This window comes from Cellulomonas sp. SG140, from assembly GCF_025770785.1.
Lineage (GTDB): Bacteria > Actinomycetota > Actinomycetes > Actinomycetales > Cellulomonadaceae > Cellulomonas.
The window spans coordinates 718,411-743,077 of the sequence record NZ_JANZLA010000001.1 but is presented as its reverse complement, the minus strand read 5'-3'; the positions used below and the strand labels follow the sequence as shown (position 1 = coordinate 743,077).

The 24,667-nt window shown below is 73.6% G+C and carries 25 protein-coding genes; 13 read left to right on the top strand and 12 right to left on the bottom strand.

What is annotated here, in order from left to right:
• Positions 1-128: 128 nt before the first annotated feature.
• The 4 genes from N0B34_RS03490 (at position 129) to N0B34_RS03475 (ending at position 2,823) form a co-directional block, all read left to right on the top strand.
• Complete coding sequence (locus N0B34_RS03490) at positions 129-566, top strand: hypothetical protein (RefSeq protein WP_263729840.1); 438 nt, start codon at positions 129-131, stop codon at positions 564-566.
• A gap of 70 nt (positions 567-636) precedes the next feature.
• Positions 637-1,293, top strand: coding sequence for a signal peptidase I (locus tag N0B34_RS03485; protein WP_263729839.1), 657 nt, complete (start codon positions 637-639; stop codon positions 1,291-1,293).
• Positions 1,290-2,114 carry a hypothetical protein gene (locus N0B34_RS03480; protein WP_263729838.1) on the top strand — a complete coding sequence of 275 codons (825 nt, stop codon included), beginning with the start codon at positions 1,290-1,292 and terminating at the stop codon, positions 2,112-2,114. Before N0B34_RS03485 ends, N0B34_RS03480 begins: the two co-directional genes overlap by 4 nt.
• A gap of 262 nt (positions 2,115-2,376) precedes the next feature.
• Complete coding sequence (locus N0B34_RS03475; protein WP_263729837.1) at positions 2,377-2,823, top strand: hypothetical protein; 447 nt, start codon at positions 2,377-2,379, stop codon at positions 2,821-2,823.
• Between the two features lie 10 nt (positions 2,824-2,833).
• Here the strand turns inward: N0B34_RS03475 and N0B34_RS03470 are convergent, their stop codons facing one another.
• Entirely contained in the window at positions 2,834-3,607 is a 774-nt protein-coding gene (locus N0B34_RS03470) for an aldo/keto reductase (protein ID WP_263729836.1), read from the bottom strand.
• A 139-nt stretch (positions 3,608-3,746) separates the two neighbouring features.
• On the opposite strand from N0B34_RS03470, the gene N0B34_RS03465 reads away from it, so the two are divergent.
• Positions 3,747-4,148, top strand: coding sequence for a transferase (locus tag N0B34_RS03465; protein WP_263729835.1), 402 nt, complete (start codon positions 3,747-3,749; stop codon positions 4,146-4,148).
• Positions 4,149-4,231: 83 nt separating this feature from the next.
• On the opposite strand, the gene N0B34_RS03460 is transcribed toward N0B34_RS03465, so the two are convergent.
• Complete coding sequence (locus tag N0B34_RS03460) at positions 4,232-4,843, bottom strand: nucleotidyltransferase family protein (RefSeq protein ID WP_263729834.1); 612 nt, start codon at positions 4,841-4,843, stop codon at positions 4,232-4,234.
• Between the two features lie 143 nt (positions 4,844-4,986).
• Here N0B34_RS03460 and N0B34_RS03455 point away from each other — a divergent pair, with 143 nt between their 5' ends.
• Positions 4,987-5,934, top strand: coding sequence for an endonuclease/exonuclease/phosphatase family protein (locus N0B34_RS03455; protein ID WP_263729833.1), 948 nt, complete (start codon positions 4,987-4,989; stop codon positions 5,932-5,934).
• On the opposite strand, the gene N0B34_RS03450 is transcribed toward N0B34_RS03455, so the two are convergent.
• Positions 5,909-6,529 carry a CE1759 family FMN reductase gene (locus tag N0B34_RS03450; RefSeq protein WP_263729832.1) on the bottom strand — a complete coding sequence of 207 codons (621 nt, stop codon included), beginning with the start codon at positions 6,527-6,529 and terminating at the stop codon, positions 5,909-5,911. The genes N0B34_RS03455 and N0B34_RS03450 overlap by 26 nt on opposite strands.
• A complete protein-coding gene (locus N0B34_RS03445; RefSeq protein WP_263729831.1) occupies positions 6,526-7,701 on the bottom strand; it encodes an LLM class flavin-dependent oxidoreductase in 1,176 nt (391 codons plus the stop codon). The genes N0B34_RS03450 and N0B34_RS03445 overlap by 4 nt, the downstream gene beginning before the upstream one ends.
• A 228-nt stretch (positions 7,702-7,929) precedes the next feature.
• On the opposite strand from N0B34_RS03445, the gene N0B34_RS03440 reads away from it, so the two are divergent.
• Positions 7,930-9,366 carry an FAD-binding oxidoreductase gene (locus N0B34_RS03440; RefSeq protein WP_263729830.1) on the top strand — a complete coding sequence of 479 codons (1,437 nt, stop codon included), beginning with the start codon at positions 7,930-7,932 and terminating at the stop codon, positions 9,364-9,366.
• Between the two features lie 110 nt (positions 9,367-9,476).
• Here N0B34_RS03440 and N0B34_RS03435 read toward each other — a convergent pair whose 3' ends face one another.
• The 4 genes from N0B34_RS03435 to N0B34_RS03420 all read right to left on the bottom strand — a co-directional run bounded on the left by N0B34_RS03435 (position 9,477) and on the right by N0B34_RS03420 (position 13,453).
• Positions 9,477-9,716 (bottom strand): hypothetical protein, encoded by a 240-nt coding sequence (locus N0B34_RS03435; RefSeq protein ID WP_263729829.1) that lies wholly within the window; start codon positions 9,714-9,716, stop codon positions 9,477-9,479.
• Positions 9,697-10,419 carry a signal peptidase I gene (locus N0B34_RS03430; protein WP_263729828.1) on the bottom strand — a complete coding sequence of 241 codons (723 nt, stop codon included), beginning with the start codon at positions 10,417-10,419 and terminating at the stop codon, positions 9,697-9,699. Before N0B34_RS03430 ends, N0B34_RS03435 begins: the two co-directional genes overlap by 20 nt.
• Positions 10,420-10,424: 5 nt before the next feature.
• The gene (locus N0B34_RS03425) at positions 10,425-11,117 is read right to left on the bottom strand and encodes a CalY family protein (protein ID WP_263729827.1); all 693 of its coding nucleotides are present in this window, start codon (positions 11,115-11,117) and stop codon (positions 10,425-10,427) included.
• Positions 11,118-11,380: 263 nt separating this feature from the next.
• Complete coding sequence (locus tag N0B34_RS03420) at positions 11,381-13,453, bottom strand: putative bifunctional diguanylate cyclase/phosphodiesterase (RefSeq protein ID WP_263729826.1); 2,073 nt, start codon at positions 13,451-13,453, stop codon at positions 11,381-11,383.
• Between the two features lie 152 nt (positions 13,454-13,605).
• Between N0B34_RS03420 and msrB the strand changes: the two genes are divergently transcribed.
• Positions 13,606-14,010 carry a peptide-methionine (R)-S-oxide reductase MsrB gene (msrB, locus tag N0B34_RS03415; RefSeq protein WP_263729825.1) on the top strand — a complete coding sequence of 135 codons (405 nt, stop codon included), beginning with the start codon at positions 13,606-13,608 and terminating at the stop codon, positions 14,008-14,010.
• 121 nt (positions 14,011-14,131) lie between these two features.
• Positions 14,132-14,905: an NERD domain-containing protein gene (locus N0B34_RS03410; protein WP_263729824.1), complete on the top strand. Its 774-nt coding sequence runs from the start codon at positions 14,132-14,134 to the stop codon at positions 14,903-14,905.
• A gap of 21 nt (positions 14,906-14,926) precedes the next feature.
• On the opposite strand, the gene N0B34_RS03405 is transcribed toward N0B34_RS03410, so the two are convergent.
• Positions 14,927-16,396: a sugar porter family MFS transporter gene (locus N0B34_RS03405; RefSeq protein ID WP_263729823.1), complete on the bottom strand. Its 1,470-nt coding sequence runs from the start codon at positions 16,394-16,396 to the stop codon at positions 14,927-14,929.
• 27 nt (positions 16,397-16,423) lie between these two features.
• Here N0B34_RS03405 and N0B34_RS03400 point away from each other — a divergent pair, with 27 nt between their 5' ends.
• The 3 genes from N0B34_RS03400 (at position 16,424) to N0B34_RS03390 (ending at position 19,120) form a co-directional block, all read left to right on the top strand.
• Positions 16,424-17,194: a hypothetical protein gene (locus N0B34_RS03400; protein ID WP_318529958.1), complete on the top strand. Its 771-nt coding sequence runs from the start codon at positions 16,424-16,426 to the stop codon at positions 17,192-17,194.
• A 294-nt stretch (positions 17,195-17,488) separates the two neighbouring features.
• Positions 17,489-18,109 carry a DUF47 domain-containing protein gene (locus N0B34_RS03395; RefSeq protein WP_263729821.1) on the top strand — a complete coding sequence of 207 codons (621 nt, stop codon included), beginning with the start codon at positions 17,489-17,491 and terminating at the stop codon, positions 18,107-18,109.
• Between the two features lie 6 nt (positions 18,110-18,115).
• The gene (locus N0B34_RS03390) at positions 18,116-19,120 is read left to right on the top strand and encodes an inorganic phosphate transporter (RefSeq protein WP_263729819.1); all 1,005 of its coding nucleotides are present in this window, start codon (positions 18,116-18,118) and stop codon (positions 19,118-19,120) included.
• 59 nt (positions 19,121-19,179) lie between these two features.
• Here N0B34_RS03390 and N0B34_RS03385 read toward each other — a convergent pair whose 3' ends face one another.
• From N0B34_RS03385 to mshD, 3 genes are read right to left on the bottom strand one after another with little or no spacing between them, the layout of a single operon-like run.
• Positions 19,180-20,151 (bottom strand): histidine phosphatase family protein, encoded by a 972-nt coding sequence (locus N0B34_RS03385; protein WP_263729818.1) that lies wholly within the window; start codon positions 20,149-20,151, stop codon positions 19,180-19,182.
• On the bottom strand, positions 20,148-22,391 hold the full coding sequence (locus N0B34_RS03380; protein WP_263729817.1) for an RNA degradosome polyphosphate kinase: 2,244 nt from the start codon (positions 22,389-22,391) through the stop codon (positions 20,148-20,150). Before N0B34_RS03380 ends, N0B34_RS03385 begins: the two co-directional genes overlap by 4 nt.
• Before the next feature lie 46 nt (positions 22,392-22,437).
• Positions 22,438-23,394: a mycothiol synthase gene (gene mshD / locus N0B34_RS03375; protein ID WP_263729816.1), complete on the bottom strand. Its 957-nt coding sequence runs from the start codon at positions 23,392-23,394 to the stop codon at positions 22,438-22,440.
• Between the two features lie 69 nt (positions 23,395-23,463).
• Here mshD and N0B34_RS03370 point away from each other — a divergent pair, with 69 nt between their 5' ends.
• On the top strand, positions 23,464-24,666 hold the full coding sequence (locus N0B34_RS03370; protein ID WP_263729815.1) for an NAD(P)-binding domain-containing protein: 1,203 nt from the start codon (positions 23,464-23,466) through the stop codon (positions 24,664-24,666).
• The last annotated feature ends 1 nt before the right edge of the window (position 24,667 follow it).

Below are 24,667 nucleotides of genomic sequence, written 5' to 3'. Positions count from 1 at the left end.
TGAAAGAATCGGACAATTTCGACACCCTTGGGTGCTGCCACCTAGACACTTGTCCAACTTGGTTATGTGAAGCCCTACGTTCCGGGCGGATCGTCGTCAGAACCCCCCGGAACCAGAGGAGCACGTCCATGTCTCGCAGCAAGTGGTCCACCCGTCGCAAGTCCCTGGCCATCGGCCTGGCCGTCGTCGGCGTGGCCGGCCTCTCCCTGGCCTCCGCGTCGCAGATCAACTTCAACTGGAACACGCAGAGCTTCCAGTCCGGCTCGGTCCCGACCGTCATGAGCGACTGCCAGAAGAGCACCGTCGGCGTCGCGTACGGCACGCCGTCGTTCTCCTCCACCGGCTGGACCGTCTCCAACGTGACGTTCTCGTCCATCGACACGGCCTGCCAGGGCAAGACCTACGAGGTGGCCTACTCCACCTCCTCGAGCAACGGCTGGGTCCAGACGGGCCTGACCACGCCGAGCGCCAAGGTCGACACCACCGGCTCCATCGCCGTCGCGCTGCCGAGCGGTGTGACCGACCCCAGCACCATCACCGGCTGGGCGCTGACCATCCACAGCTGACGTCCCGGGCGAGGGCGGCCGACTCGAGGCGGCCGCCCTCGCGCACACCCACGAACCAGGGGGTTCGGCCGTGCAGGAAGCCGCGCACCGCACCAGCGCACCGGCGTCGTCCGCGCCGCGTGTGCTGCGAGTGGTGCGCGGCGTCCTGGGCTGGGTGCTGCTGGCCGCGGGTCTGTGGCTCGTCTGGCCCTCGTCGCTCGGCGGCTGCACCACCCTGACGGTGGTCTCCGGGCACTCGATGGAGCCGACGTACTACACCGGCGACCTGGTGGTGGCGCGGTGCGGCACCCCCAAGGTCGGGGACGTGGCCGTCTACCGGCCCACCGCGGTGGACCGGTCGGCGCGGATCATCCACCGGGTGGTCGGCGGTGACGGTGCCACGGGCTGGCAGCTGAAGGGCGACAACAACACGTACGCCGACCCGTTCTCCCCGACGAACGCCGACGTGGTCGGCGTCGCGGTGCTGCACATCCCGAAGCTCGGCCGGCTGTCGGTGCTGCTCCTCAACCCGTGGCTCTGGGCGTTCGCCGTGCTGGCGGCGATCGTGCTGCTGATCTGGCCGTCCGCGGAGGACGAGCCGCACGACGACGACGCGGACGCGGGCGTCGACGCCGCGCCGTCCGGGGTGCCCGACGACGTCGCGGAGGTGGTCACGGTCGGCGCTGGGGACGTCGCGGGTGACGTCTCCGCGGGCAGCCGACCCGTGGCCGTGGACCACGCCCGATGACGCGACACCCGCGGTTCCGGCTGCTCGCCGCGCTCACGGTCCTGGTGCTGGGCCTGCTCGGCGCTGCCGAGGCGTCCGCCTCCCAGATCCCGCTCAGCTCGGTCGGGGCGGTGTGGCACTCCGCGACCTTCTCCCGGCCGTGCGCCGGGCCGGTGCTGGTCACACCGATGGGCAACCCCAACGGTGCGGGGAAGTACTCGCAGGCGGCCGTCACGGGGCTGTCGGGCTCCTGCTCCACCGGGTACCTCGAGCTGCGCGACAACTACGGCACCAGCCTGATCTCCGGCACGGGCACCATCTCAGGCGGCGTCTTCTCCGTGTCCACCAGCTCCGGCCAGTACACGCCGCCGAGCACGGCCAACGCGCGCCTGTTCGTCTCCGGCAACACCTGGCCGATCAAGGCGACGTGGATGCCGTCCACCTACGGCGGCTGCGTCGTCGTCGCCGCCGCCACGGGAGCGAGCACCACCAAGCCGTGCTCCATCACCAGCCTCACGGCGGTGAGCAACGGGGACGGTGCCGGTCGCGGCTACCGCACCGACCACATGTACCTGGTGCTGTCCGCGCCGACCATGGCCACGGACGGTTCGGAGAAGGCCTACCTGGTGCTGAACCTCGGCGCCGCGTCGGGGCTGCCCAACAACTGGCAGTGGGGCAACGCCGGGGTGACGACGGGCAACCTGACGCCCTATCCCGGCGACCGCTGCTCGGCCCTCCCGATGCTCCAGGCCTACGCGCCCGGCTGGGCCGCCAACGGTGCGCAGGTGTACTTCGACGCGGTCGAGAACCGCACCGGCGCCTCCGGCCTCGTCTGCGCCTGACCCGACAGGTGCTCTGACCCGACAGGCCGCTGCTCCGAACGGGTGATGTCTCGCCGAAGCCCTCAGCATCGGGGACGCCCGACCGATGAGTCGGTCTGAGCTGCGCCTGACGCGTCGTACCAGGTCAGAGGGGTGAAGTTCTGCCCCGATCGGGTATCCCGGCTCGCGGCCTCTGGGTGTTAGCACCTAGCCTCTGTGCTGTCAGCACGACGCTGACACGTCGGTCCGCCGACGATCCGCCGCCCACGGAGGGGAGGCGACCGTGACACAGGTGTCCGCAGGTTCTGCGCGCACCGCGCTCTGGGCGCCGATCCGGTCCCTGCGCTCGCGCGCGTTCCGGCTCAAGCTGGCCGCGGTGCTGACGGCGTTCGCCGTGGCGGGTCTCTACGCCTCGTCCCAGGCCATGGCCCAGGCCCCGCCGTCCGCGGCCGGTGCGGCGCCGTCCGGCTGCGACGGCAACCAGGTGCGGTGGGGGTACGAGGCTGGGCTCGTCCCGGGGGCTGACGGGGGCTTCTCGATCGAGGGCATCCGCGTGGACGACGTCCCGGCCGCCTGCCTCGGGCGACCCGTGGCGATCACCTACTCGAGCGGTGGCACCGTGGTCCGCCGGGCCGTGCGGCCGCTGGAGCGAGGTGTGATCGACCGGCTCGACAGGTCGGTGGTCGGCGACGTCCTGGTCACCGCCGCGTCCTGGGCGCCCGTCTCCTGACGCCGGCCGCTCACCAGCCCAGGGCGTCGATCGCCGCGACCTCCTCGGCCGTCAGCTGCAGGTCGAGCGCCGCGAGGTTCTCCTCGAGGCGGGCCAGGTGCGTCGTCTTGGGGATCACCACCACGTCGTGCGCCAGGTGCCAGGCCAGCACCACCTGAGCCGGCGTCGCGTCGTGCACCGCGGCCGCCTTGGTGATCGCGTCCGACGCCAGGTCGGTCCGCTTCAGCGGCGAGTAGCCCTCGACGGCGATGCCACGCTCGCGGTGCGCGTCGAGCAGCTCGGGGTCGTGGTCCGCGGGGCTGTACGGGATCTGGTTGATCGCCGGGGCCTCACCGGTCGCCTCGATCAGCTGGTCGATCTGCGGGATCGAGTAGTTGGACACCCCGATCGACCGGGTCAGGCCCTCGTCGCGGGCCCGGCGCAGCTCCTGCCACACCTCGGGCGCCGCCTTGCCGCCGGGCGGCCAGTGGATCAGCCACAGGTCGACGTGGTCCGTTCCCAGGGCGGCGAGCGACTCGAGGATCGTCCGGCGCTCGCGGCCGGCGTGCTCGGGCGGCAGCTTGGTGGTGAGGAAGACGTCGTCGCGGTCGACGTCCACCAGCGACAGGGCGCGTCCCACCTGCCCCTCGTTGCCGTAGCCGGTGGCGGTGTCCAGGTGCCGGTAGCCCAGCTCCAGGGCGCCGCTGACGGCACGCACCGCCTCGTCACCGGTGGACTGCCAGGTGCCCAGGCCGAGCATCGGGATGGTGCCGCCGGGCAGGGCCAGGGTGGGGGAGGACGTCATGCGGCCATCCTCGCCGCCATCCCCGCCGAGCCGCACCTGGAGGGCGTGACGACGTCCGGACGCGCCGTCGCGCACGGCGTGGCACAGCCTGTGCACAGGCGGGAACACCGGCGTGTCGCGCATCGTTGAGCCAGCCGAGATGAAGCGATACGAAGACCTCGAGAACGACGACGGCACCGTCGTCCGGTACCGGCGCCACGACAACGGCGGCGGTCTCATCGGCGCGGGCGCGCACGCGGCACCGGACGCCTACGTGGCGGCCACGGCGTGGGTGGACCCGGGTGCGCACGTGAACGCGGGCGCCCACCTGGGCGACCACGTGTGGCTGGAGCGCGGCGCGGTGGTGCACGCCGGTGCGCGGCTCGGCAGCCACGTGCACGTGGAGGCGGACGCGGTGGTGGGCGCGGGTGCGCGCCTCGGCACGCGGGTGACCGTCGGCGCCGGCGCACGGGTGGAGCCCGGCGTCGTCGTCCACTCCGACCAGACGATCCCCGCGGGCGCTGTGGTCCGGCGCTCGGCCTCCCGTCCCGTCGCGGCCTGACCGGGCACGCCGCTGACCGAGCACACCGCCTGACCAGGCGCGCCGTCTGACGGGCGACGCCGCAGGCCCTGCGCCGCGAGGCGTCAGTCCTCGTCGGCCAGCTCGGCGCGTCCGGGTGAGGACGTGGACCGCGGCCCCCCGCCGGTGATCCCCAGCTCGTCCACCAGGAACAGGAACGCCCGCCCGTACGGGTGGTCGCCGACCTCCTGGCGCACGCGGTCCCAGTCGATCTGCTCGCGCAGCGCGCGCGCCGTGGGCAGCAGCCACGTGAAGTCGCAGTAGTGCTCGCCGAGCACGCGCATCTTCGCCGAGACGATCTCGGTGGCCTGCAGCACGGGCATCCGCACCGCGAGCACCTCGAGCTCCTCGGCGGTGGCCAGCATCTGGTGCGTGATCGGCTCACCGACCATCCGGAACAGCACGTCGATCAGCTGGCCGTGGTGGTAGGCCTTGAACAGCCAGTTTTCGGCGGGCTGGACCACCTCGAGACCTGCCGCGGTCAGCGCCTCCTTGGCGCGGCCGACGTCCTCCTCCGTCACCGCGAAGTCGGCGTCGTGGCTCGGTTCCGGCGCACCGCGCGCCCAGGCCGCATAGCCGCCCACCAGGGCGAACGGGATGCCGGCCTCCAGCAGAGCCACGGCGGTGCGGCGCAGGCCGTCCTGCAGGGCGGCGCGCTCGTCTGCCGGCGTCGTCACGTGGTCCGTCACCTTCGGTTGTCTACACCCCTGGGCGTCGGCCCGCAGCGCGGCACGGTCCCGGCTCGGTCCCGGCGCCGGCTCCCTGCCCGCGCATCGCGCCTCAGCAGGACGTGAGCGGCCCGTCGGGCCACACTCGACGGGTGCGGCTGGCCACGTTCAACATCCTGCACGCGCGCTCGCCTGCCGACGGCCGGGTGGACCTGGACCGGTTCGCCGCCGCGGTCCGGCGCCTGGACGCAGATGTGCTGGGCCTGCAGGAGGTGGACCGCGACCAGGCGCGGTCCCACGGTGCGGACCTGACGTCGATCGCCGCCGAGGCGATGGGGGCGCACGCCCACCGGTTCGCCGCGACGCTGCACGGCGAGCCCGGGCTGTGGGTCGCCGCCACCGGTGCCCACCAGCCCCGCGGCGCGGCCTACGGGATCGCGCTGCTCAGCCGGCACCCGGTGCGCGAGTGGCGGGTGCTGACCCTCCCGGTGCTGAACCGCCGGGCGCCCGTCCGGTTCCCGGGACGTCGGTGGCCGGAGCTGGTGCGCGACGAGCCGCGCGCCGCTATCGCCGCGGTGCTCGACGCGCCCGGCGGCACCCTGACGGTGGTGTGCACGCACCTGACGTTCATCCCGCGGTGGAACGGGCTGCAGCTGCGGCGCCTGACGAGCGCCGTCGAGGAGCTGCCGCGGCCCCTGGTGGTGCTGGGGGACCTCAACCTCGAGGACGGTCAGCCGGCGCAGCTCGCCCGGATGACGCCGCTCGCCACGGCGCCCACCTACCCCGTCGGCCGGCCGGTGCGCCAGCTCGACCACATCCTCGGGGACGGCGCGGTCGCCGCCGTCCGTCCGGCCGAGGCGGTCGACCTCGGCCTGTCCGACCACCGCGCCCTGGTGGTGGACGTGCGGATCGGTGCGGCGGCCGCCCGTGCCGGCGCGGCGCACGCCGGGTCGGCCGGCGCGCAGCAGCCGACCGGGACCGTCCGCCGCGACGCCGGCCGGGAGCGGGCGGGCGCCGGTCCGGCGCCGTCGTCCAGCCGCGACCCGGGCGGTTACGCGCCCGCCCTGCGGCGGCTCAGGCGCCGCCGAGCAGCTCGCTGAAGTCCGGCACCGCGTCGTACAGCCCGGGCCGGGCGGCTGTCGGCCGTCGGGCCACCCGTTCGGCGAGCTCGGTGGCCGCCCGGGTGATCCGGGCCGGCAGCGGCTTGACGTCGTCGCCGCCCTCGTCGGCCCAGTCGTCCGTCGCGGCGAACACCGAGGTCGGCACCACGTCGGCGTGCAGGTACGTGAACAGCGGGCGGACGGCAACCTCCGGCACCAGTGAGTGCCGGGCGGTCCCGCCGGTGGCGCCGAGCAGCACCGGCGTCCCGGTCAGCGCGTCGGTGCCGAGCACGTCGACGAACGACTTGAACAGCCCGGCCGGCCCCGCCGTGTACACGGGGGTGACCGCGATGACGCCGTCTGCCTCGGCGATCGCCTGCTGGGCCGCCGCCAGCGGTGCCGCCGCGAAGCCGGTCAGCGTCATGTTCACCACGTCGTGCGCCAGCTCACGCACCTCGACGACGGTCACCTGCGACTGCTGACCGAGGTCGGCCAGCGCCGTCACGGTCGCCTCCGCGAGGCGGTCCGCCAGCAACCGGGTCGACGAGGGCTGCGAGACGCCGGCGGAGACCACGACGATCGAGCGGGCGCTCATGCCGTCACCTCGTCCGCCGCCTCGATGTCGTCCTCGGCCGTCTTGCCGGTCCAGTGGTCACCCGCGGCGACCAGCTGCTCGTGCACCTGGCCGGCGGCCCGGGCCGCGGCCACCATCGCGGCGTGCGACGGCGGGTCCGACGGCACGTCCGCCGGACGGCGCAGCTCGGCCTCGTGCCGCAGCGCGGGCACGATCTCGCCCGCGAGCAGGTCGATCTGCTCGAGCACCGTCTTCAGCGGCAGGCCGGCGTGGTCCACCAGGAACAGCTGGCGCTGGTAGTGCCCGACCTGCTCCCAGAAGGCGCCGTACCGGTCGATCACCTGCTGCGGGCTGCCGACGGTCAGCGGGGTGTCCCGCGTGAACTCCTCCATCGACGGGCCGTGCCCGTACACCGGCGCCTCGTTGAAGTACGGCAGGAACTCGTCCCACGCCTTCTGCGAGTCGTGCCGCACGAACACCTGCCCGCCGAGGCCGACGATCGCCTGGTCGGCACGGCCGTGGCCGTAGTGCTCGAACCGCTGGCGGTAGTAGTTCACCATCGCGGCCGTGTGCTCCATCGGCCAGAAGATCGCGTTGTGCAGGAACCCGTCGCCGTAGTAGGCGGCCTGCTCGGCGATCTCGGGGGAGCGGATCGACGCGTGCCAGACGAACGGCGGCACGCCGTCCAGCGGTCGGGGCGTCGAGGTGAACCCCTGCAGCGGCGTGCGGAACTTGCCGGACCAGTCGACGACGTCCTCGGTCCACAACCGGCGCAGCAGCGCGTAGTTCTCCACCGCGAGGTTGATGCCCTGGCGGATGTCCTTGCCGAACCAGGGGTACACGGGGCCGGTGTTGCCGCGGCCGAGCATCAGGTCCATGCGGCCGTCGCTGATCACCTGGAGCATCGCGTACTCCTCGGCGAGCCGGACCGGGTCGTTGGTGGTGATCAGCGTGGTGGCCGTGGACAGCGTGATGTGCTTCGTCACGCCGGCGAGGTAGCCGAGCATCGTCGTGGGGGACGACGGCACGAAGGGCGGGTTGTGGTGCTCGCCCGTGGCGAAGACGTCGAGGCCGGCCTCGTCGGCGTGCCGGGCGATCGTGAGCATGTTCCGCACGCGCTCGGTGTCGTCGGGGGTGTGCCGGGTGACCGGGTCGGTGGTGACGTCGCCGACGGAGAAGATGCCGAACTGCATATCAGGTCGCCTCACGATCTATGCGTTTGCATGAACATCGCACCGAACGCCGTGCCCGGCCACCGTATTCCGCTTCCCGGGACCAAGGTCCGTATCTGAACCGGAACCGGACGTATCAGACAGCGGGACGGCGACTCCTGACGACTCGTGCACCGAGAACCGGTGCCCCCGTCCACCGCGACCCGGTCCGAACGACCGGCGTCCACGATGCCCAGGAGAGTCCCTGCGATGTCCGTCGCCCCCGACACCACCGGCGCGTTCGCCCACGCGCTGGGCGCTGCCGTCTCGCGCGTCCACCTGCCCGGGTCGGCCGGCTACGCCGAGCTGACCGCCACCTACAACCTGTGCACGCGGCTCACCCCGCTGGCCGTCGTCGAGGCGCAGACCGTGCACGACGTGGCCGCGGCCGTGCGTGTCGCGGGGGAGCACGGCGTGCCGGTCGGCGTGCAGAGCACCGGCCACGGTCCGTGGGCCACCATGGCCGGCGCGGTGCTCGTCGCCACGCGTGGTCTGGACGGCGTGATGGTCGACCCGGTCAGCCGCATCGCGCGCATCGGCGCCGGCGTGCGCTGGTCCGCCGTCATCGAGGCGGCCGCGCCGCACGGCCTCGCGCCGCTCTGCGGCTCCTCACCGTCCGTCGGCGTGGTCGGTCTGCTCACCGGGGGCGGCCACGGCCCGCTCGCCCGGACGTACGGGCTGTCCGCCGACCGCGTGCTCTCGTTCGACGTGGTCACCGGCGACGGCGTGCTGCGCCGCGCGTCGGCCACCGAGAACCCGGACCTGTACTGGGGGCTGCGCGGCGGCAAGGGCACGCTGGGCATCGTCACGGGCCTCGAGCTCGAGCTGGTGCGCCAGCCGGAGGTCTACGCCGGTGCGCTGTGGTTCGATGCCCCGGACATCCCGGCCGTGGTGCGCACCTGGGCAGCGTGGTCCCGCCTGCTTCCCGACGAGGGCACCACGTCGGTCGCCGTCATGCGGCTGCCCGCCATGCCGGGCGTCCCGCCGATGCTCGCCGGCCGCACCACCGTCTCCGTCCGTTTCGCGTGGACCGGCGACCCGGTGGTCGGCGAGGAGCTGCTGCGCGCGATCCGCTCGGTCGCGGCACCGCTCGTCGACCTGGTCGCCCTGCGCCCCTACGCCGAGATCGGGCTGGTGCACGCGGACCCGGAGGACCCGATGCCCGCCGTCGAGACCCACCTGCTGCTGGAGGAGCTCGACGCCGACGCGGTCGAGCGGCTGCTCGAGCTGGTCGGTCCCGACGCCGTCACCGCGCAGCTGATGGTCGAGGTGCGCCGCCTCGGCGGTGCCGTCACCACCCCGCTGCGCGGTCGGACGGTGTTCCCGCACCGCGACGCGCAGTGGACCGTGCTGGCCGTCGGGCTCGGCGTCCCGGAGACCGCCGACGTGGTCGGCGCCGACGCGCGGCGCATCGTCGACGGGCTGGCGCCGTGGCGCCGCCCCGGCGCGCTGCCGAACTTCCACGCCGGGAGCGGCCCGGACTGGGCACGCGAGGTGTTCGGTCAGGACGGTGCCCGCCGGTTGCGCGAGGTCTCGCTGCGCTACGACCCGGACGGCGTGCTGCTCGGCAGCCGCAACGTGCGGGACCTGCCGGTGGGCCACCCGACGGTCGGGGCCACCGACGAGGAGCTGGTGCTGGGGGCCTGAGCCCCTGTCGCTGCGGGGAGGGCGGGACGCCGGTGGAGGGCCGGCGTCCCGCCCTCCGTCGTCTGCACCCCTCCCGAGCGCGCACGCGGCACGGGAGCTCGGAAGAGGCCCTACGGGCTGATGGAGGCCGTGGCGGTGATGGCACCGCTCACGCTGTCGCTGTCCGTGTAGATCGCGCCCGTCGTGGCGATGAGGCGCGGTGCGAGGATCGCCGCCAGCGCGAGGACCACCACCACCACCAGCCGCAGCCAGCCCGTCCGGCCGGTCGGGAGGAAGCGCGGACCTCCGGGGCCACCCTCCGGTGCGGCGGTCCCGCTCGGCGGCGTGGGCTCAGTCGAGGAGGAGCTCATCGTGCGGCCCTCTCGCTCGGGAACGGCGGTGCGCGCCGGGACCTCTGGCCTCGAGGACGCTGAGCAGCTCGAGCAGCCCGAGCGCCACGAGCGGCGGCACCAGCATGGTCGCACGTCCCTGCGGCGAACCGGCCCAGAGCAGCACGCGACCCCACCCGTGGTGCCAGCCCAGCACGACGCCTCGTACGCGGCTCACGGGCGTCGCGTCGGGGTCGGGGCTCTTGTTCGCATCGCCCTGCGTGATGATGTACGGCTGCAGGATCTGGTTGCCGTTCGAGTCCAGCCGGGGGACCGCTCGACCGCCCGCGGTCTGGGTCATCGCCGGGAGCTTGTGCAGCTCGACGATCCGGTGGGTCACCAGGGTCTGGCTGCCCACCGGCCGGAACGTCACCACCTGGTCGACCTTGAGCTGCGACTCGTCGGTGATGGCCTTGAGCACCACGACGTCACCGGCCACGAAGGTCGGTGCCATGGAGCCCGAGGTGACGATGAGCAGCCGCTCGCCCTGCAGCTGGAACGACAGGGGCACCGCCAGCGTGGAGGCGTAGGCCACCGTGCCGAGCACCACCACCGTCCACAGGACCGCCGAGACGGCCACCCGCCAGCGCGGTCGGTGGGACCGCCGCCGCCGCCGGATCGCGACAGGGGTGGGCACTCGTCGATCGACGAACGCCGACTCCTCCGCGCCGGTGAGCTGGGTCATCCAGATCAGTTGTTGACGGTCTGCTCGGAGTCGATCCGCAGGTGCAGCTTGGCGCTGGTCGCCTGGTAGATGTTGGTGGCGCTCTTGTCGAACGCGAGGCGGACGCAGAGGGTCTCGGTGTTGCCGCCCTGCGTGCCGGCCGACAGGTCCCGGTCGCCGGTCTGCGCACCGGTGGCGGGGTCGCCGACGATCTTCGCCGCCGTGGCGTCGCTCACCGCGACGGTGCCGAGGGTGGTCACCGAGCCCAGCGGCGTGGTGCCCGCGGGCACGTCGGCACAGCTGGCGTAGGTGCCCAGCGGGAGGATCGCGAGCGACAGCATGTTGCGCAGGTCGCCGGCCCCGGTCGGCGGGTTCTGCGTCGTGTTCTCGGACCAGTAGGAGACGGCGTACCGCAGGGCCAGCGAGCCGGAGTTCGTCACGACCAGCGGTGCGTTCACGACGTCGCCGGGCGCCACGTTGCCGGCGTTGAGCGCCAGCGTCGAGGTGGGGTCCGTCGGGTCCAGGGTGACGACGACCGTCCCGGAGAGCAGGTCGCCCGCGACGGAGTCCGTGTCCGTGAACACCGCGCTCGTGGTGAGCGACGTGACCCCGACGCCGACCAGGGTGAACACCCCGATGGTCGTCCAGAGCCGCCACCGGCGCGCACCGTCACGGCGCGGCGGCTCGGGGTCGATCATCTCCTGGAGCAGTTCGTCCATCGCGAGCGGGTCTCCTCGAAGGCGGGCATCGACGTGCGACACGTCCGGTCGTCGATCCCTATCGACGCGCGCTGCGCGGTTCTTGAGCACTTCGGCCGGGGTTTCACTCTATCGGGCGGTCGACACCGCTCCGGCACCGGTCAAAAGGGTCATAACCGTGGCAGACCGACCGCGAGCCCACCGACCGCGAGCACGCCGGGCGGCGTGGCGGCCGGACGGGTCGAGGTGGTCGATCGGGCCGCGGCCTCCGCCGCGCGCCGCGGTCAGGCGGTTCGGGGTGCCGCGGGCCGTCGGCCCCGGCCGCTGCCGACGCGCTGGCCGGGGAGCCGCACCTGCACCGGCAGCTCGGTCGGCGCCGCGGGCCTGGCGTAGAAGAAGCCCTGGGCCTCGTCCACACCGAGGCGGGCGAGGATCGTCGACGTCGACTCGTCCTCCACGCCCTCCGCGACCACCCGCAGGCCGAAGGAGTGGGCCAGGTCCACCATCGCCTGCACCACCACCTGCGAGCCCTCGCGGGTGTCGTCCCGCAGGTCCGCGATGAACAGGCGGTCGATCTTCAGCTGGTCCACCGGCAGGTCCCGCAGCTGGGAGATCGACGTGTTGCCGATCCCGAAGTCGTCGATCGCCACGCGGACGCCCATCCCGGCCAGCCGCTGCAGCACCGGGATCACCCGGGACCGGTCGGAGACCAGGGCCGTCTCGGTGATCTCGACCTCGAGCTGCCCGACCGGCACGTGGTACCGCTGCAGCAACGTCTCGATCAGGTCCACCACGTGGTCCGTCGCGACGTCGTGCGCCGAGAGGTTCACGGCGACCGGCGTGGTGGAGCCCTGCCCGTTCCAGGCGGCCAGCTGCCGGATCGACTCCTCGAGGGCGAACCGGGTGACCACGTGGATCAGCCCCGACTGCTCGGCGAGCGGGATGAACGAGCTCGGCAGCAGCAGCCCGTGCTCGGGGTGCCGCCACCGGATCAGCGCCTCCAGGCCGACGGTCCGGCCGGACGCGAGGTCGATCTTCGGCTGGTAGTGCATCTCGAGCTCGGTGGACGCCCCGGACTCGGCCTGCTCCAGGGCCCGGTGCAGGTCGCCGAGCAGGATCAGCCGGGCGGGGGACGAGTGGTCGTCGTCGGCGTCGTACACCGCCACGCCGGTGCGGTGCGTCTTGGCGGTGTACATCGCCACGTCGGCGGTCCGCATCAGGGACGACGCGTCGTCGGCGTGGTCCGGCAGGCACGCCACGCCGATCGACGTCTCGACGTGCAGCTCCATGCCGCCCAGCCGGAACGGCGCGCCGAACACGTCGCGGACGCGGTGGGCGAGGCGTGCCGCGTTCTCGACGGTCCGCACGTCCGGCAGCAGGATCGCGAACTCGTCGCCGCCCAGCCGGGCCACGACGTCCTCGTCGCGCAGGGAGTGCCGCAGCCGCTCGGCCACCAGCTCGAGCAGCTCGTCGCCGCGGTCGTGGCCCAGGGTGTCGTTGATCTCCTTGAACCGGTCGATGTCCAGCAGCACCAGGCCGACGCGGGTGCCCTCGTCACGCGCCTGCTGGATGCCGCGGCGCATCCGGTCCGCCAGCAGCCGCCGGTTCGGCAGGCCGGTCAACGAGTCGAGCAGCGCGAGCCGGGCGTTCTCCAGCGCGGTGTTGTGCAGCCGCTTCGACGTCGAGTGCACGGTGCGGAACAGCAGCAGCCACAGCAGCACCAGACCGCCGACGACGACGTACGTGACGGTGCGCACGGCGTCTGCCAGGGACTGCTGCGACACCGTCTGGTCGATCATCACCTCGGCCGCGCCGATGATCGCGTCCTTGGGCTGCACGCCGACGCTGGTGGTCGGGTCGCTGGTGTCGCCGGCGCGCACGGGGACGTACACGTCCAGCACCGGCTGCTCGGTGGACGCGAGCGCCGAGCCGCCGGGCAGCCGGCGCACGTCGGTGACGATCCGTGCGTCCGGCTCGCCGGAGGCCCGCATCCGCTCGAACCGGGTGTTGTCCGGGAGCCCCGTGGTGGTGTTGCGGGCCGTCGAGTACATCAGCCGGCCGTCGATGCTCCACAGCCGCAGCTCGACCAGCTTGTCCTTGAACCCCGAGGTCGCGGCGGTGACGGCGGCGCGCTGGGTGTCGTCGAGGATGCCGGTGCGGAACATCTCCGCGTTGAGCGGTGCCACCGCGTACGAGCCGACCGACGACGCCGTCACCGTGCCGAGCCGCACCGCCTGCTGCCGCATCACGGACGAGGACACCCACACGAGGGCACAACCCAGCAGCGTGGTGGCGACGAGGCTGACCACGACGAAGTATCGGGTCAGGCTCGAGCGTCGTCGGGCTGCACGTGGCACGGGGACCTCGCTGGACGGCGGGGGGCGCCCGGCGGGGCACCTGCGGACAGGGTATGGCGTGGTCCCGCCGCTGGGCGATAACCGCGGACACCCACGGCGGGGAACGTCATGGTGGCGCCGGGTGTTGCACCGGCTGACGCGAAGGAGGCGTGATGACCTACCAGGTCGACAAGAGCGAGCAGGAGTGGCGGCTGGAGCTCGAGCCCCAGGAGTTCGCCGTGCTGCGGCAGGCCGCGACGGAGCGGCCGTGGACCGGCGCCCTGCTCGACGAGCACCGCGAGGGCGTGTACCGGTGCCGGGCGTGCGGTGCGGAGCTGTTCCGCTCCGACACCAAGTTCGACTCGCACTGCGGCTGGCCGAGCTTCTTCTCCCCGCTCGCCGGTGACCGCGTGGAGCTGCTGACGGACCGGACCCTCGGGATGGTGCGGACCGAGGTGCGGTGCGCCCGGTGCGGCTCGCACCTGGGCCACGTGTTCGACGACGCCCCCCAGACGCCGACCGGTGACCGCTACTGCATGAACTCGGTCAGCCTGACGTTCGAGCCGACGCAGGGCTGAGGTCACGCAGGGCTGAGGTCCCGGGTGAGCCGGCACCGGGTGTGCAGAACCGCACATCCGGTGCCGGACGCGCCGGTCCTCTCACCTCACGCACAGGCCGCCCGGTGCCGATAATCAGGTCGTGGATGATCTGCTGACCGTGCGCCGCTGGCGCCGCTACGGCGCGGACCGTCTGTACGTCACCCAGGACAGCGGCCGTCCGGTCGGGTCGGTCGACCTGCAGTCCGGCGAGGTCGTCGCCGCGGACCCGGGCATGGAGAACGAGCTGCGCCGGGCCGCCCAGGAGTTCCTGCGGGCCGACGTCACCGAGCTGGTGCTGCCCGCGACCACCGTCCGTGCGCAGGAGGACCTGCGCCGGCTGGACGCCGCGATCGAGGAGTGGCTCGGCAAGAGCGTGCTCGCCACCGGCTCGGCCGCGCAGCGCGGCAGCTCCGTCGCCCAGCGCCTGGACCGGCTGGCCGAGGAGGGCTGGGAGACGGTGCACGACGTGCCGCTGGGCCGCCAGGGCAGCCTCGTCGAGCACCTGCTGATCGGCCCGGGCGGCCTGTTCACCGTGACCGAGCGCCGGCACCCGGGCGAGCGCGTCCGCGCTCGCGGCCGCACGGTGACCGTGTCCGGTCAGCCCGTGAGCTACCTGCGCGACTGCCGGCTCGAGGCGGCGCGCACGCAGGACCGGCTGATGGCCGCCGGCTGCGCGCAGATCCACGTGCGCGGCGTGCTGGTGCTGCAGGGCGAGCTGGACCTCGACGTCGCCGCGACCAGCCCGAGCGACCCGCTGGCGGTGCCGCGCAGCGACGTCCCGGCGGTCTTCCGGCGGATGGAGCCGGTGCTGGACGAGGCACGGGTGGCCGCGCTGGCCAAGGTGGCCCGCCGCCGCACCACCTGGATGGGCTGACCGGCCCGACCGCCGGCTGCCCTACGCCCGGGCTGCCGCACCGCTGTGCGCGCGCTGCTCCTGCCGCACCGTGTGCAGCGACTCCATGTCCTCCAGCTGGACGCCCTTCGTCTCCGGGACGCGCACCAGGACGAACACGAAGGACACGGCCGCGAACACCGCGTAGAGCACGTACGGCACGCTCGGCCCGAACTGCGCGAGCAGCTGCGGGAAGCTGACCGTGATGGCGAAGTTGGCCAGCCACTGCGCCGAGGCCGCCACGCCGAGGGCCGCCGCCCGGATGCGGTTGGGGAACATCTCGCCGAGCAGCACCCACACCAGCGGTCCCCAGGTCGCGCCGAAGAAGACGACGAAGGCGTTCGCGGCCACCAGCGCCGTCACACCCCAGCCGTGGGACAGCGTCACGTGCTGGGCGGTGCCGCCGGAGTGGGCGAACGCCAGGGCCATCAGGCCGAGCATCGCGGCCATGCCGGCGGACCCGATCAGCAGCAGCGGACGCCGGCCGAGCCGGTCCACCAGCGCGATGGCGATCAGGGTGACCAGCACGTTGGTCACGCTGGTCAACGTCGAGAACAGGAACGACTGCTGCTCGCCGAACCCGACGGCCTGCCACAGCGTCGTCGAGTAGTAGAAGATCACGTTGATCCCGACGAACTGCTGGAACACCGACAGCAGGATGCCCACCCACACCACGCCGAGCAGCCCCAGCACCGGCCCGCGCAGGGTGACCCGCTCCGAGGCCTTCTTGTCGGCGCGGATGGTCTCGCGGATCAGCTCCACCCGGCGGCCGGCGTCCTCGTCGGGCCCCAGCACGCTGGCGAGCACCTCGCGCGCCTCGTCGTGCCGGCCCTGCGCGACCAGGTAGCGCGGCGACTCCGGCAGGCGCAGCGCGAGGAAGCCGTAGACGGCGGCGGGGACGGCGCAGACCCCGAACATCCACCGCCAGGCGGGGATGCCCAGCCACAGGACGTGCGAGGCGCCGCCCGCGGACGTCGCCAGCAGCTGGTCGGAGAGCAGTGCCGCGAAGATGCCGAGCGTGATGGCCAGCTGCTGCAGCGAGCCGAGGCGCCCACGCACGCCGGCCGGGGAGATCTCGGCGATGTAGGCCGGCGCGATGACCGACGCGATTCCGATGCCCACGCCGGCCAGCACGCGCCACAGCGCCAGGTCCCACGGCGTGACCGCCAGCCCCGACAGGATCGAGGAGGCGAAGAACAGCACCGCGCCGAGCAGCATCACCCGGGTGCGGCCCCAGTGGTCGGACAGCCGCCCGCCGAGCCACGCGCCGAGCGCGGAGCCGAGCAGCGCCACGGCCACGACCAGGCCGGTCACCACGCCACCGAGGTGGAAGTGCTCGGTGACGGACTGCACGGCGCCGTTGATCACCGAGCTGTCGAACCCGAACAGGAAGCCCCCGGTCGCCGCGGCGACCGCCAGCCCGATGGCGGCCTTGTGGTGGGCGGGACGTGGGCGGTCGCTCGGGCTGGACATGTGTGGACCCCCTGTGGTCGCGGCGTTGTGACCTTCACCTTCCGTCCGCACCTGCGCGTGCGCACGCCGGGCCGAGGCGTCGTCGGCGACGACCGCCGCGGGCAGGGCGGCCGTGCGGGAGGGATGATCGGCGCCGTGCCCGACGACAACCGCAGCCGACCGACCGGCTCCGGCGCCCCCCGCCACCACCGGCCGGTGCTGGTCGACCCCGCGTCCACCGACGGGCTCGCCGACCCGTCGGACGCGCGCCTGCGCGAGGAGGTGGCGCACACCACGGCGCGGCTGCTGGTGCACCGCGGCCGCGCCAGCGAGGACCCGCAGGTGCTGGCCCGGCTGACCGCCCTGGTGGAGACCGAGGGCCTCGACGTCGTCGCCGACCTGTGGTCGCACAGCCCGGCGGGGACGCTGCCCGGGGCCCTGTGGCGGCTCTACGTGCTGCGCGAGTGGGTGCGCCGGGACCCCGGGACGGTCGCCGACCGGTACCGGCAGGGCATGGCGGTGGCGCCGGTGCAGGACGCGGTGGCCGGCGTGGTGACGCCGCCCGGACCGGAGGACGTGCGGCGCGCGGCCGACGAGGTGCTCGGCGGGGTGTACTCCGGCGACCTCGCGGTGGCGCTGGAGCGGGCGGCGGCCTTCTGCCGGGTCCTCGCCGCGGGCGCCGCCCTGGACGCCGACCACCTCGACCTGGCCGACCCGGCTGCGGCCGCACGGCAGACCCACGGCGCGTCCGCCCTGCTCAGGACGGCCGACGAGCTGGCGGACGACGCCCGCTCGTGGCGGGCGGGCACGCTCGACTGACGGGCCGGCCCGGCGTCCCGTCCGGGCGCGTGCCTACACTGGGCGGGCGTCGGGTCGCGGTAGCCCCGGGCTCCACTTTTCGCCGCTTCGAGCGGCCACGCGCCGAGAGGCGCTCTGCGGCCCGACGCACCCACTCCTCCGGCAGACCGACCTGCCGCGCCCACGGCCGCTCGCCCCGCGCACATCACCTGCACGTACCAGACACCCGGCGTCCATGTCCCGGTCGGGTGCCGTTAGGCTGTCGGACGTCCGAGCGGCTCGCCCGGGCACCCCATTCCTCGACCGGAGCCTGCCGTGCGCCTGCGCCTGACACCGCGCGAGAACTCGTACTACGACCTCTTCGCCGCCCAGGCCCAGCACCTGGTCACCGGTGCGAACCTGCTGGGCGAGATGCTCGGCGCCGACCGTGCCGCGCGCAAGGAGATCGGCAAGCGTTTCGCCGAGGCGGAGCACCAGGCCGACGAGGCGACGCACACGATCATGCGGCAGCTGAACCTCACGTTCATCACGCCGTTCGACCGGGACGACATCTACACGCTCGCCTCCGGCCTGGACGACTGCATGGACTTCATGGAGGAGGCTGCCGACCTCGTCGTCCTCTACAAGATCGAGGGCCTGCCGCCGCGCGTCGCCGACCAGGTGCAGGCGCTGCAGCGCGCCGCCGAGCTCACCGCCGAGGCGATGCCGCGGCTGCGCTCCATGAGCTCCCTGTCGGAGTACGTCGTGGAGATCAACCGGCTGGAGAACCAGGCGGACAAGGCGCACCGCAAGCTGCTCGCGCAGATGTTCGAGGAGATCGCGGACCCGATCCTGCTGATGAAGCTCAAGGAGATCGTCGAGAAGCTCGAGGACGCGGCCGACGCGTTCGAGCGGGTGGCGAACACCATCGAGACCATCGCCGTCAAGGAGTCCTGAGCCGCCGTGGAGGTCGCGCTCGTCGTCGTGGTCGTCGCGCTCGCACTCGGGTTCGACTTCACCAACGGCTTCCACGACGCGGCGAACGCCATCGCCACGTCCGTCTCGACCCGGGCCCTGACGCCGCGCGTCGCGCTGATCATGGCCGCGGTGATGAACTTCGCCGGTGCCCTGCTCGGCACCGGGGTGGCGGAGACGATCGCCAAGTCGATCGTCGACCTCAAGGACGCCTCGTCGCACGACGCCCTGGTGGTGGTGCTCTGCGCGCTGATCGGCGCGATCGTGTGGAACCTCATCACCTGGTGGCTGGGGCTGCCGTCGTCCTCGACGCACTCGATCATCGGCGGCCTCGTCGGTGCCGGCCTCGTCGCCGGGTTCGGGGTGTACGGCAAGGCGATCGAGAACAAGGTCGTCCTGCCGATGGTGGTCTCGCCCCTGCTCGGCTTCGGCCTCGGCTTCGTGGTGATGATCGGGGTGCTGTGGGCGGTGCGCCGCCGGCCGCCGGCCCGGACGCTGCGCCGGTTCCGGCTCGCCCAGACCGTCTCCGCCGCCGGCATGGCGCTGGGCCACGGCCTGCAGGACGCGCAGAAGACGATGGGCGTCATCTACCTCGCGCTGATCAGCGTCGGCTGGGCCAACCCGCACACGGGCATCCCGGTGTGGGTCAAGCTCGCGGCGGCCGCCGCCATCTCGGCCGGCACGTACTCCGGCGGGTGGCGGATCATGCGCACGCTCGGCCGGCGGATCATCGAGCTGGACCCTGCGCGCGGCTTCGTCGCGGAGGGTGTGTCCGCCGTGCTGCTCTACGTGAACGCCGTCGGCCTGCACGCCCCGGTGTCCACGACGCACACCATCACGTCCGCGATCATGGGCGTCGGCGCCACCAAGCGGCTGTCCGCCGTGCGGTGGGGCGTCGCGGGCAACATCGCCACGGCCTGGGTGCTCACCATCCCCGCGGCGGCGGCCGTCGCGGCGCTCTGCTACCTCGCGCTGCGACCGCTGATCGGCTGATCCGCCTGCAGGGCGGCCCGCCGGCCCGCGCCTTCCGCGGGGACCCGGCCGGTCCTGCCTCAGACGTGCCGGTGGCGCTCGGTGGCCACCACCCGTGGGCCGGGCATCGTGTCGGCCACGTGGGCCACGAGGATCTCACCGGGGTGCAGGAACGGGTCCTCGGCAGGCAACCCGTCGGCCACCTCGCGGCGGGAGTGCTCGGCGATCACGTCCATGACGGTGGCCAGCACGGGTCGGTGGGTGCACAGGGCGACGTCGTGGCGCCCGCGGATGAGGTCCGCGACCTCCGCAGCCACCAGCCCCGGGCTCGTGCGGTGGCCGAGCTCGGTGAGAGTGGGCGACGTGCGCACGGGGATGCCGGCGGCCTGCGCGTACGGCTGGACGGTGGCCGCGCAGCGCAGCCACTCGCTGGAGACGATGCCGGTGACGCCGAACGCGGACAGCAGCGGCACCAGGTGGCCCGACTGCCGCTCACCGTCGGACGTCAGGGGTCGGTCCGCCTCCGTCCCCGTCCACGCGGCCCGCTTGCGGGCGGACCCGTGCCGCACCACCACGAGCGCCCGGGTGTCCAGGCGGCGCTTGGCGTAGGCGTCGATCAGTGCGTCGAGCGGCGCCATGTTGGAGGAGCGGGTCAGCTGCCGCGCGGCGTCCGGGGCGTCGAACCAGCGCACGTCGTTGATCTCGGTGCGCGCGGCCGGGGGCACCGGGTGCCTGGCGTGCACCGCCGGGGCGTCGGACCGCCCGGCGACCTGCGCGGCCCAGTACTGCACCCGCTTGATGCGACCGTCGCGCAGCTTGTACTCCTGCTGCGGCAGGGGCATGCCGAGCACCACGTCCTGCGCGATCTCCTCGGCCACCTCGCGTGCGGCGGCCTCCACCGCCGTCTCGTCGGCCTCCAGCTTGCCCTTGGGCCACGACCAGTCCCGGTACCGCGGGCGGTGCACCAGCGCCACCTGCAGCCTGCCGCGACGCACCCGCCACACGAGCGCGCCGGCCGCCTCGACGACGACCGGCGCAGCTGCTGCCTTCACTGGCCGAGCCCGGGCCGGCGCCGCTGCCGCGCGATCAGCACCGCCTGCACGTCCGCCAGCGGTCCCTCGGGCCCGGTCGAGTGCCGTTCCCACGCGCCGTCGGGCAGCAGGTGCCAGGAGGAGACGCCGTCGTCCATCTGCAGGTCGATCAGGTCGAGCAGCTCCACGACGTGGTCGGGGTCGGCCACCCGCACCAGGGCCTCGACCCGGCGGTCGAGGTTGCGGTGCATCAGGTCGGCGGAGCCGATGAACACCTCGGGGCCGGCGAAGTCGAACCCGTCCTCGGGCGTGCCGTCGGCGTGCGCGAACGCGAAGATCCGCGAGTGCTCGAGGAACCGGCCGAGGATCGAGCGCACCCGGATCGTCTCGGACAGACCCGGCACGCCGGGCCGCAGCGCGCAGATGCCGCGCACGCTGATGTCGATCGGCACGCCGGCCATCGAGGCCCGGTACAGCGCGTCGATGGTGGCCTCGTCCACCATCGAGTTGACCTTGATCTTGATCCACGCCGTCCGGCCGGCGCGGGCCGAGGCGGCCTCGCGCTCGATCCGCTCGATCAGGCCGGCCCGCACCGAGCGCGGGGCGACCAGCAGCCGGTGGAACCGGGACTTGGGGGCGTAGCCGGACAGCTGGTTGAACAGGCGGGTCAGGTCCTGGCCGACCTCCGGGTCGCAGGTCAGCAGGCCCAGGTCGGTGTACAGGCGCGCCGTCTTGGGGTGGTAGTTGCCGGTGCCGACGTGGCTGTACCGGCGCAGGCCGTCGCTCTCCTGGCGCACGACGAGAGACAGCTTGCAGTGCGTCTTCAGCCCGACGATGCCGTACACCACGTGCACGCCCGCCTGCTCGAGCTTGCGGGCCCAGGAGATGTTGTTCTGCTCGTCGAACCGGGCCTTGATCTCCACCAGCGCCAGCACCTGCTTGCCGGCCTCGGCGGCGTCGATCAGCGCGTCGACGATCGGGGAGTCGCCCGACGTCCGGTACAGCGTCTGCTTGATCGCCAGCACCTGCGGGTCGGCGGCGGCCTGCTCGAGGAAGGCCTGCACCGACGTGGAGAACGAGTCGTACGGGTGGTGCAGCAGGATGTCCCGCGCGCGGATCGCCGCGAACACGTCCGTCGGCGTCGCCGACTCCACCTCGGCCAGGTGCCGGTGCGTGGTCGGCACGTAGGTGGGGAAGTGCAGGGACGACCTGTCCAGGTCCGCGATCAGGTTCAGGCCCGTGGCGTCCAGCGGGGCGGGGAGCTCGTAGACGTCCTCCTCGGCCATCGCCAGCTCACGGACGAGCAGCTTGCGCACGCGTGCGCTGGTGCCGGCGGCGAGCTCGAGCCGCACCGGCGGGCCGAACCGGCGGCGCAGCAGCTCCTTCTCCATCGCCTTGAGGAGGTTCTCGGCGTCGTCCTCCTCGACCTCCACGTCCTCGTTGCGGGTGACGCGGAACGTGTGGAACTCCTGGATCTCCATGCCGGGGAACAGGTAGTCCAGGTGCTGGGCGATCACGTCCTCGACCGGTACGAAGCTGGTCGGGCCCTTCTCCACCGCGGCGGTCTGCAGGTCCGGGGCGCTCGGCCGGCCGGACGCGTCCACGGCGACGTACCGCGGCAGCAGGGGCGGCACCTTGACGCGGGCGAAGTGCTCCTTGCCGCTGGTGGGGTTCACCACCGAGACGGCGAGGTTCAGCGAGAGCCCGGAGATGTAGGGGAAGGGGTGCGCCGGGTCGACGGCCAGCGGGGTCAGCACCGGGAAGATCTGCCGGCGGAAGTACTTGTGCAGCCGGTCCTGCTCGGCGTCGCCCAGGTCGTCCCAGCGGACGATGGTGATGCCCTCCGCGGCCAGCGCGGGCTGCACCTGCTCGGTGAACACCTGCGCGTGGCGGGTCATCAGCTGGTGCGCCCGCTCGCTGATCGCCTCGAGCACCTGCCGCGGGGACAGGCCCGACGCGGCCGTGACGGCGATGCCGGTGGCGATGCGTCGCTTGAGACCGGCCACCCGCACCATGAAGAACTCGTCGAGGTTCGACGCGAAGATCGCCAGGAACCGCACGCGCTCCAGCAGCGGGACCGTCGGGTCCTCCGCCAGCTCCAGCACCCGCTGGTTGAACGCCAGCCAGGACAGCTCGCGGTCGAGGAACCGGCCCTCCGGCAGCGGGGTCGTGTCCACGGGGACCACCGGCATGGCGGAGGTGTCCAGGTGCTCGGCGATGGTGGCCGCCAAGGAGTTCTGGAGCACGGTCGCGTCGCTCATGCGCCCATCGTGGCACCCTCGCGCGGGTCCGGTCCGGTGGGCCCGGCTAGGCCGGGGGCGCGGCGGGTCCGCCGACGTCCGGTGCGGCGCCGTCGGACGTCAGGCGGGGTCCGTACCGCACGTCCACCACCACCGGCTCGAAGCCGGCGCGACGGTAGGTGCGGACGGCACGCACGTTGTCCCCGGAGGTCCACAGCACCGCGGCGGTCAGTCCTCGTCCCGCCAGCAGCCGCAGGCCCAGCGCCGTCAGCACGCCGCCGAGCCCCGCCCCCTGCGCGTCCGGGTCCACGCCCACCACGTACAGCTCGCCGACGGGCCCGGGCTCCAGGTCCCCCGCCGGGTGCACCTTGGTCCAGACGAATCCGACCGGCACCCCGCCGCGCTCCAGGAGCAGCAGGCCGGCGGGGTCGAACCAGGGCTCCGCCTCCCGGGCCAGCACGTCGTGACGCGTCCACCGCCCCTGGTCGGGGTGGTCGGCGAACGCCCGCGCGTTGAGCCCGACCAGGGCGTCCTCGTCCTGTCCGGGCACGAAGGCCCGCACCCGGACGCCGTCCGGCAGCGACGGTGCCGGCGGCGGGACGGCCAGCGGCGCGCGCATCCGCCACAGCTGTTCCACGGGCACCAGGCCCGCGGCCGTCGCCAGGGCCCGCGCCGCGGGCAGGTCCCCGTGCGCCCACACGAGCGGCGGCCGACCGGCGATGCGGTGCGCGGCGGCGAGCAGCTCGCGACCCACGCCGTGGCGGCGGGACGACGGGTCCACCACCAGCTCGACCAGCGGTGCCGCTGCGTCGTCCAGCGCCAGCTGCGCGTACCCGCGGATCTCCGGGACGCCGGGCTCGTGCACCAGCAGGTGCCGCACGGGCGCCTCCGGGTCGGTCAGGCGCAGCAGGGGCTCCTCGGACAGCGGCGCGATGCCGTCCGCCGCCTCGGCGCGGGCCGCGAGCGCGCGCACCCGGGCGGCGGTGGCCGCCGGCAGGGGACCGGTCAGCTGCTCGGGGTGCATGGGGCGATCCCATCACGGGGCGCGCACGGACGGCAGGGGCGCCGGGGGCTGGGTTACCGTGGGCGGGCGATGGAGTCCACGCCCGCCCCGCCGTCCGGGTCGCGCCGGTCACGGCGTTCCGGGCCGCCTGCGGGTCCCCGGACGGTCGACGTGGACGTGGTGGTGGTCGGTGCCGGGCAGGCCGGGCTCTCGGCGGCCTACCACCTGCGCCGCACCGGACTGGTGGCCGTCGGCTCGCGCGGCTGGGAGCAGGCGCGGGCGACGTTCGTGGTGCTCGACGACAACCCGCGCGCGGGCGGCGCCTGGCAGCACCGCTGGCCGGCGCTGACCATGGCGGCGGCGCACCGGGTGCACGAGCTGCCCGGCATGCCGCTGCACGTGCCCGACGAGTCCGAGCCGGCGGCGCAGGCGGTGCCGTACTACTTCGCGCAGTACGAGGACGCGTACGACCTGCAGGTGCAGCGTCCGGTGCGGGTGGAGCGGGTGTCCGACGACGGCGGCGGCCGGCTGCTGGTGCGCAGCCGGGTGCTCGACGGGTCCGACGCGGAGGTCGTCTGGCGCACCCGCGGCCTGGTCAACGCCTCCGGCACGTGGCAGAAGCCGTTCTGGCCGGCCTATCCCGGACGGTCGACGTTCGCCGGACGACAGCTGCACACCCACGACTTCCGCACGCCGGAGGAGCTGGCCGACGGGCCGGTGGTGGTGGTCGGTGGAGGCACCTCGGCGGTGCAGCTGCTGCTGCTGATCGCCCCGTTCACGCCGACCACGTGGGTCACCCGGCGGCCCCCGCAGTGGATCGACGCCGAGTTCACGCCCGAGCACGGCCGCGAGTCGGTGTCGCAGGTGGACGCCCGCACCCGGGCGGGGCTGCCGCCGGCGAGCGTGGTCAGCGTCACCGGGCTGCCGCTGACGGCCGCGTACCGCGCCGGCATCGAGTCCGGCGTGCTGCGCGCCCGGCCGATGTTCGACCGGATCGTCCCGGACGGCGTCGAGTGGGACCACCCCGACCCGGCGGCCGACGGGTGGGTGACCGGCCCGGCCCACGTGCCCGCCCGGACGCTGCTGTGGGCCACCGGGTTCCGCGCGTCGCTGGACCACCTGGCACCGCTGGGGCTGCGGGCGCCGGGCGGCGGGATCGTGATGGACGGCACGCAGGTGGTGGCGGACCCGCGGATCCAGCTGGTCGGGTACGGGCCCAGCGCGTCGACGGTGGGGGCCAACCGCGCCGGCCGGGAGGCGGTGCGCAACCTGCGGCGGACGCTCGCGCTGTAGG

Bases quoted from the DNA above. Each gene is read 5' to 3' on its own strand.
- N0B34_RS03450 (WP_263729832.1), bottom strand. From the start codon at position 6,529: ATGAGCGCCCGCTCGATCGTCGTGGTCTCCGCCGGCGTCTCGCAGCCC.
- mshD (WP_263729816.1), bottom strand. From the start codon at position 23,394: ATGCACCCCGAGCAGCTGACCGGTCCCCTGCCGGCGGCCACCGCCGCC.
- N0B34_RS03405 (WP_263729823.1), bottom strand. From the start codon at position 16,396: ATGTCCAGCCCGAGCGACCGCCCACGTCCCGCCCACCACAAGGCCGCC.
- N0B34_RS03380 (WP_263729817.1), bottom strand. From the start codon at position 22,391: ATGAGCGACGCGACCGTGCTCCAGAACTCCTTGGCGGCCACCATCGCC.
- N0B34_RS03430 (WP_263729828.1), bottom strand. From the start codon at position 10,419: ATGACCCAGCTCACCGGCGCGGAGGAGTCGGCGTTCGTCGATCGACGA.
- N0B34_RS03490 (WP_263729840.1), top strand. From the start codon at position 129: ATGTCTCGCAGCAAGTGGTCCACCCGTCGCAAGTCCCTGGCCATCGGC.
- N0B34_RS03440 (WP_263729830.1), top strand. From the start codon at position 7,930: ATGTCCGTCGCCCCCGACACCACCGGCGCGTTCGCCCACGCGCTGGGC.
- N0B34_RS03470 (WP_263729836.1), bottom strand. From the start codon at position 3,607: ATGACGTCCTCCCCCACCCTGGCCCTGCCCGGCGGCACCATCCCGATG.
- N0B34_RS03465 (WP_263729835.1), top strand. From the start codon at position 3,747: ATGAAGCGATACGAAGACCTCGAGAACGACGACGGCACCGTCGTCCGG.
- N0B34_RS03435 (WP_263729829.1), bottom strand. From the start codon at position 9,716: ATGAGCTCCTCCTCGACTGAGCCCACGCCGCCGAGCGGGACCGCCGCA.
- N0B34_RS03480 (WP_263729838.1), top strand. From the start codon at position 1,290: ATGACGCGACACCCGCGGTTCCGGCTGCTCGCCGCGCTCACGGTCCTG.
- N0B34_RS03445 (WP_263729831.1), bottom strand. From the start codon at position 7,701: ATGCAGTTCGGCATCTTCTCCGTCGGCGACGTCACCACCGACCCGGTC.
- N0B34_RS03425 (WP_263729827.1), bottom strand. From the start codon at position 11,117: ATGGACGAACTGCTCCAGGAGATGATCGACCCCGAGCCGCCGCGCCGT.
- N0B34_RS03370 (WP_263729815.1), top strand. From the start codon at position 23,464: ATGGAGTCCACGCCCGCCCCGCCGTCCGGGTCGCGCCGGTCACGGCGT.
- msrB (WP_263729825.1), top strand. From the start codon at position 13,606: ATGACCTACCAGGTCGACAAGAGCGAGCAGGAGTGGCGGCTGGAGCTC.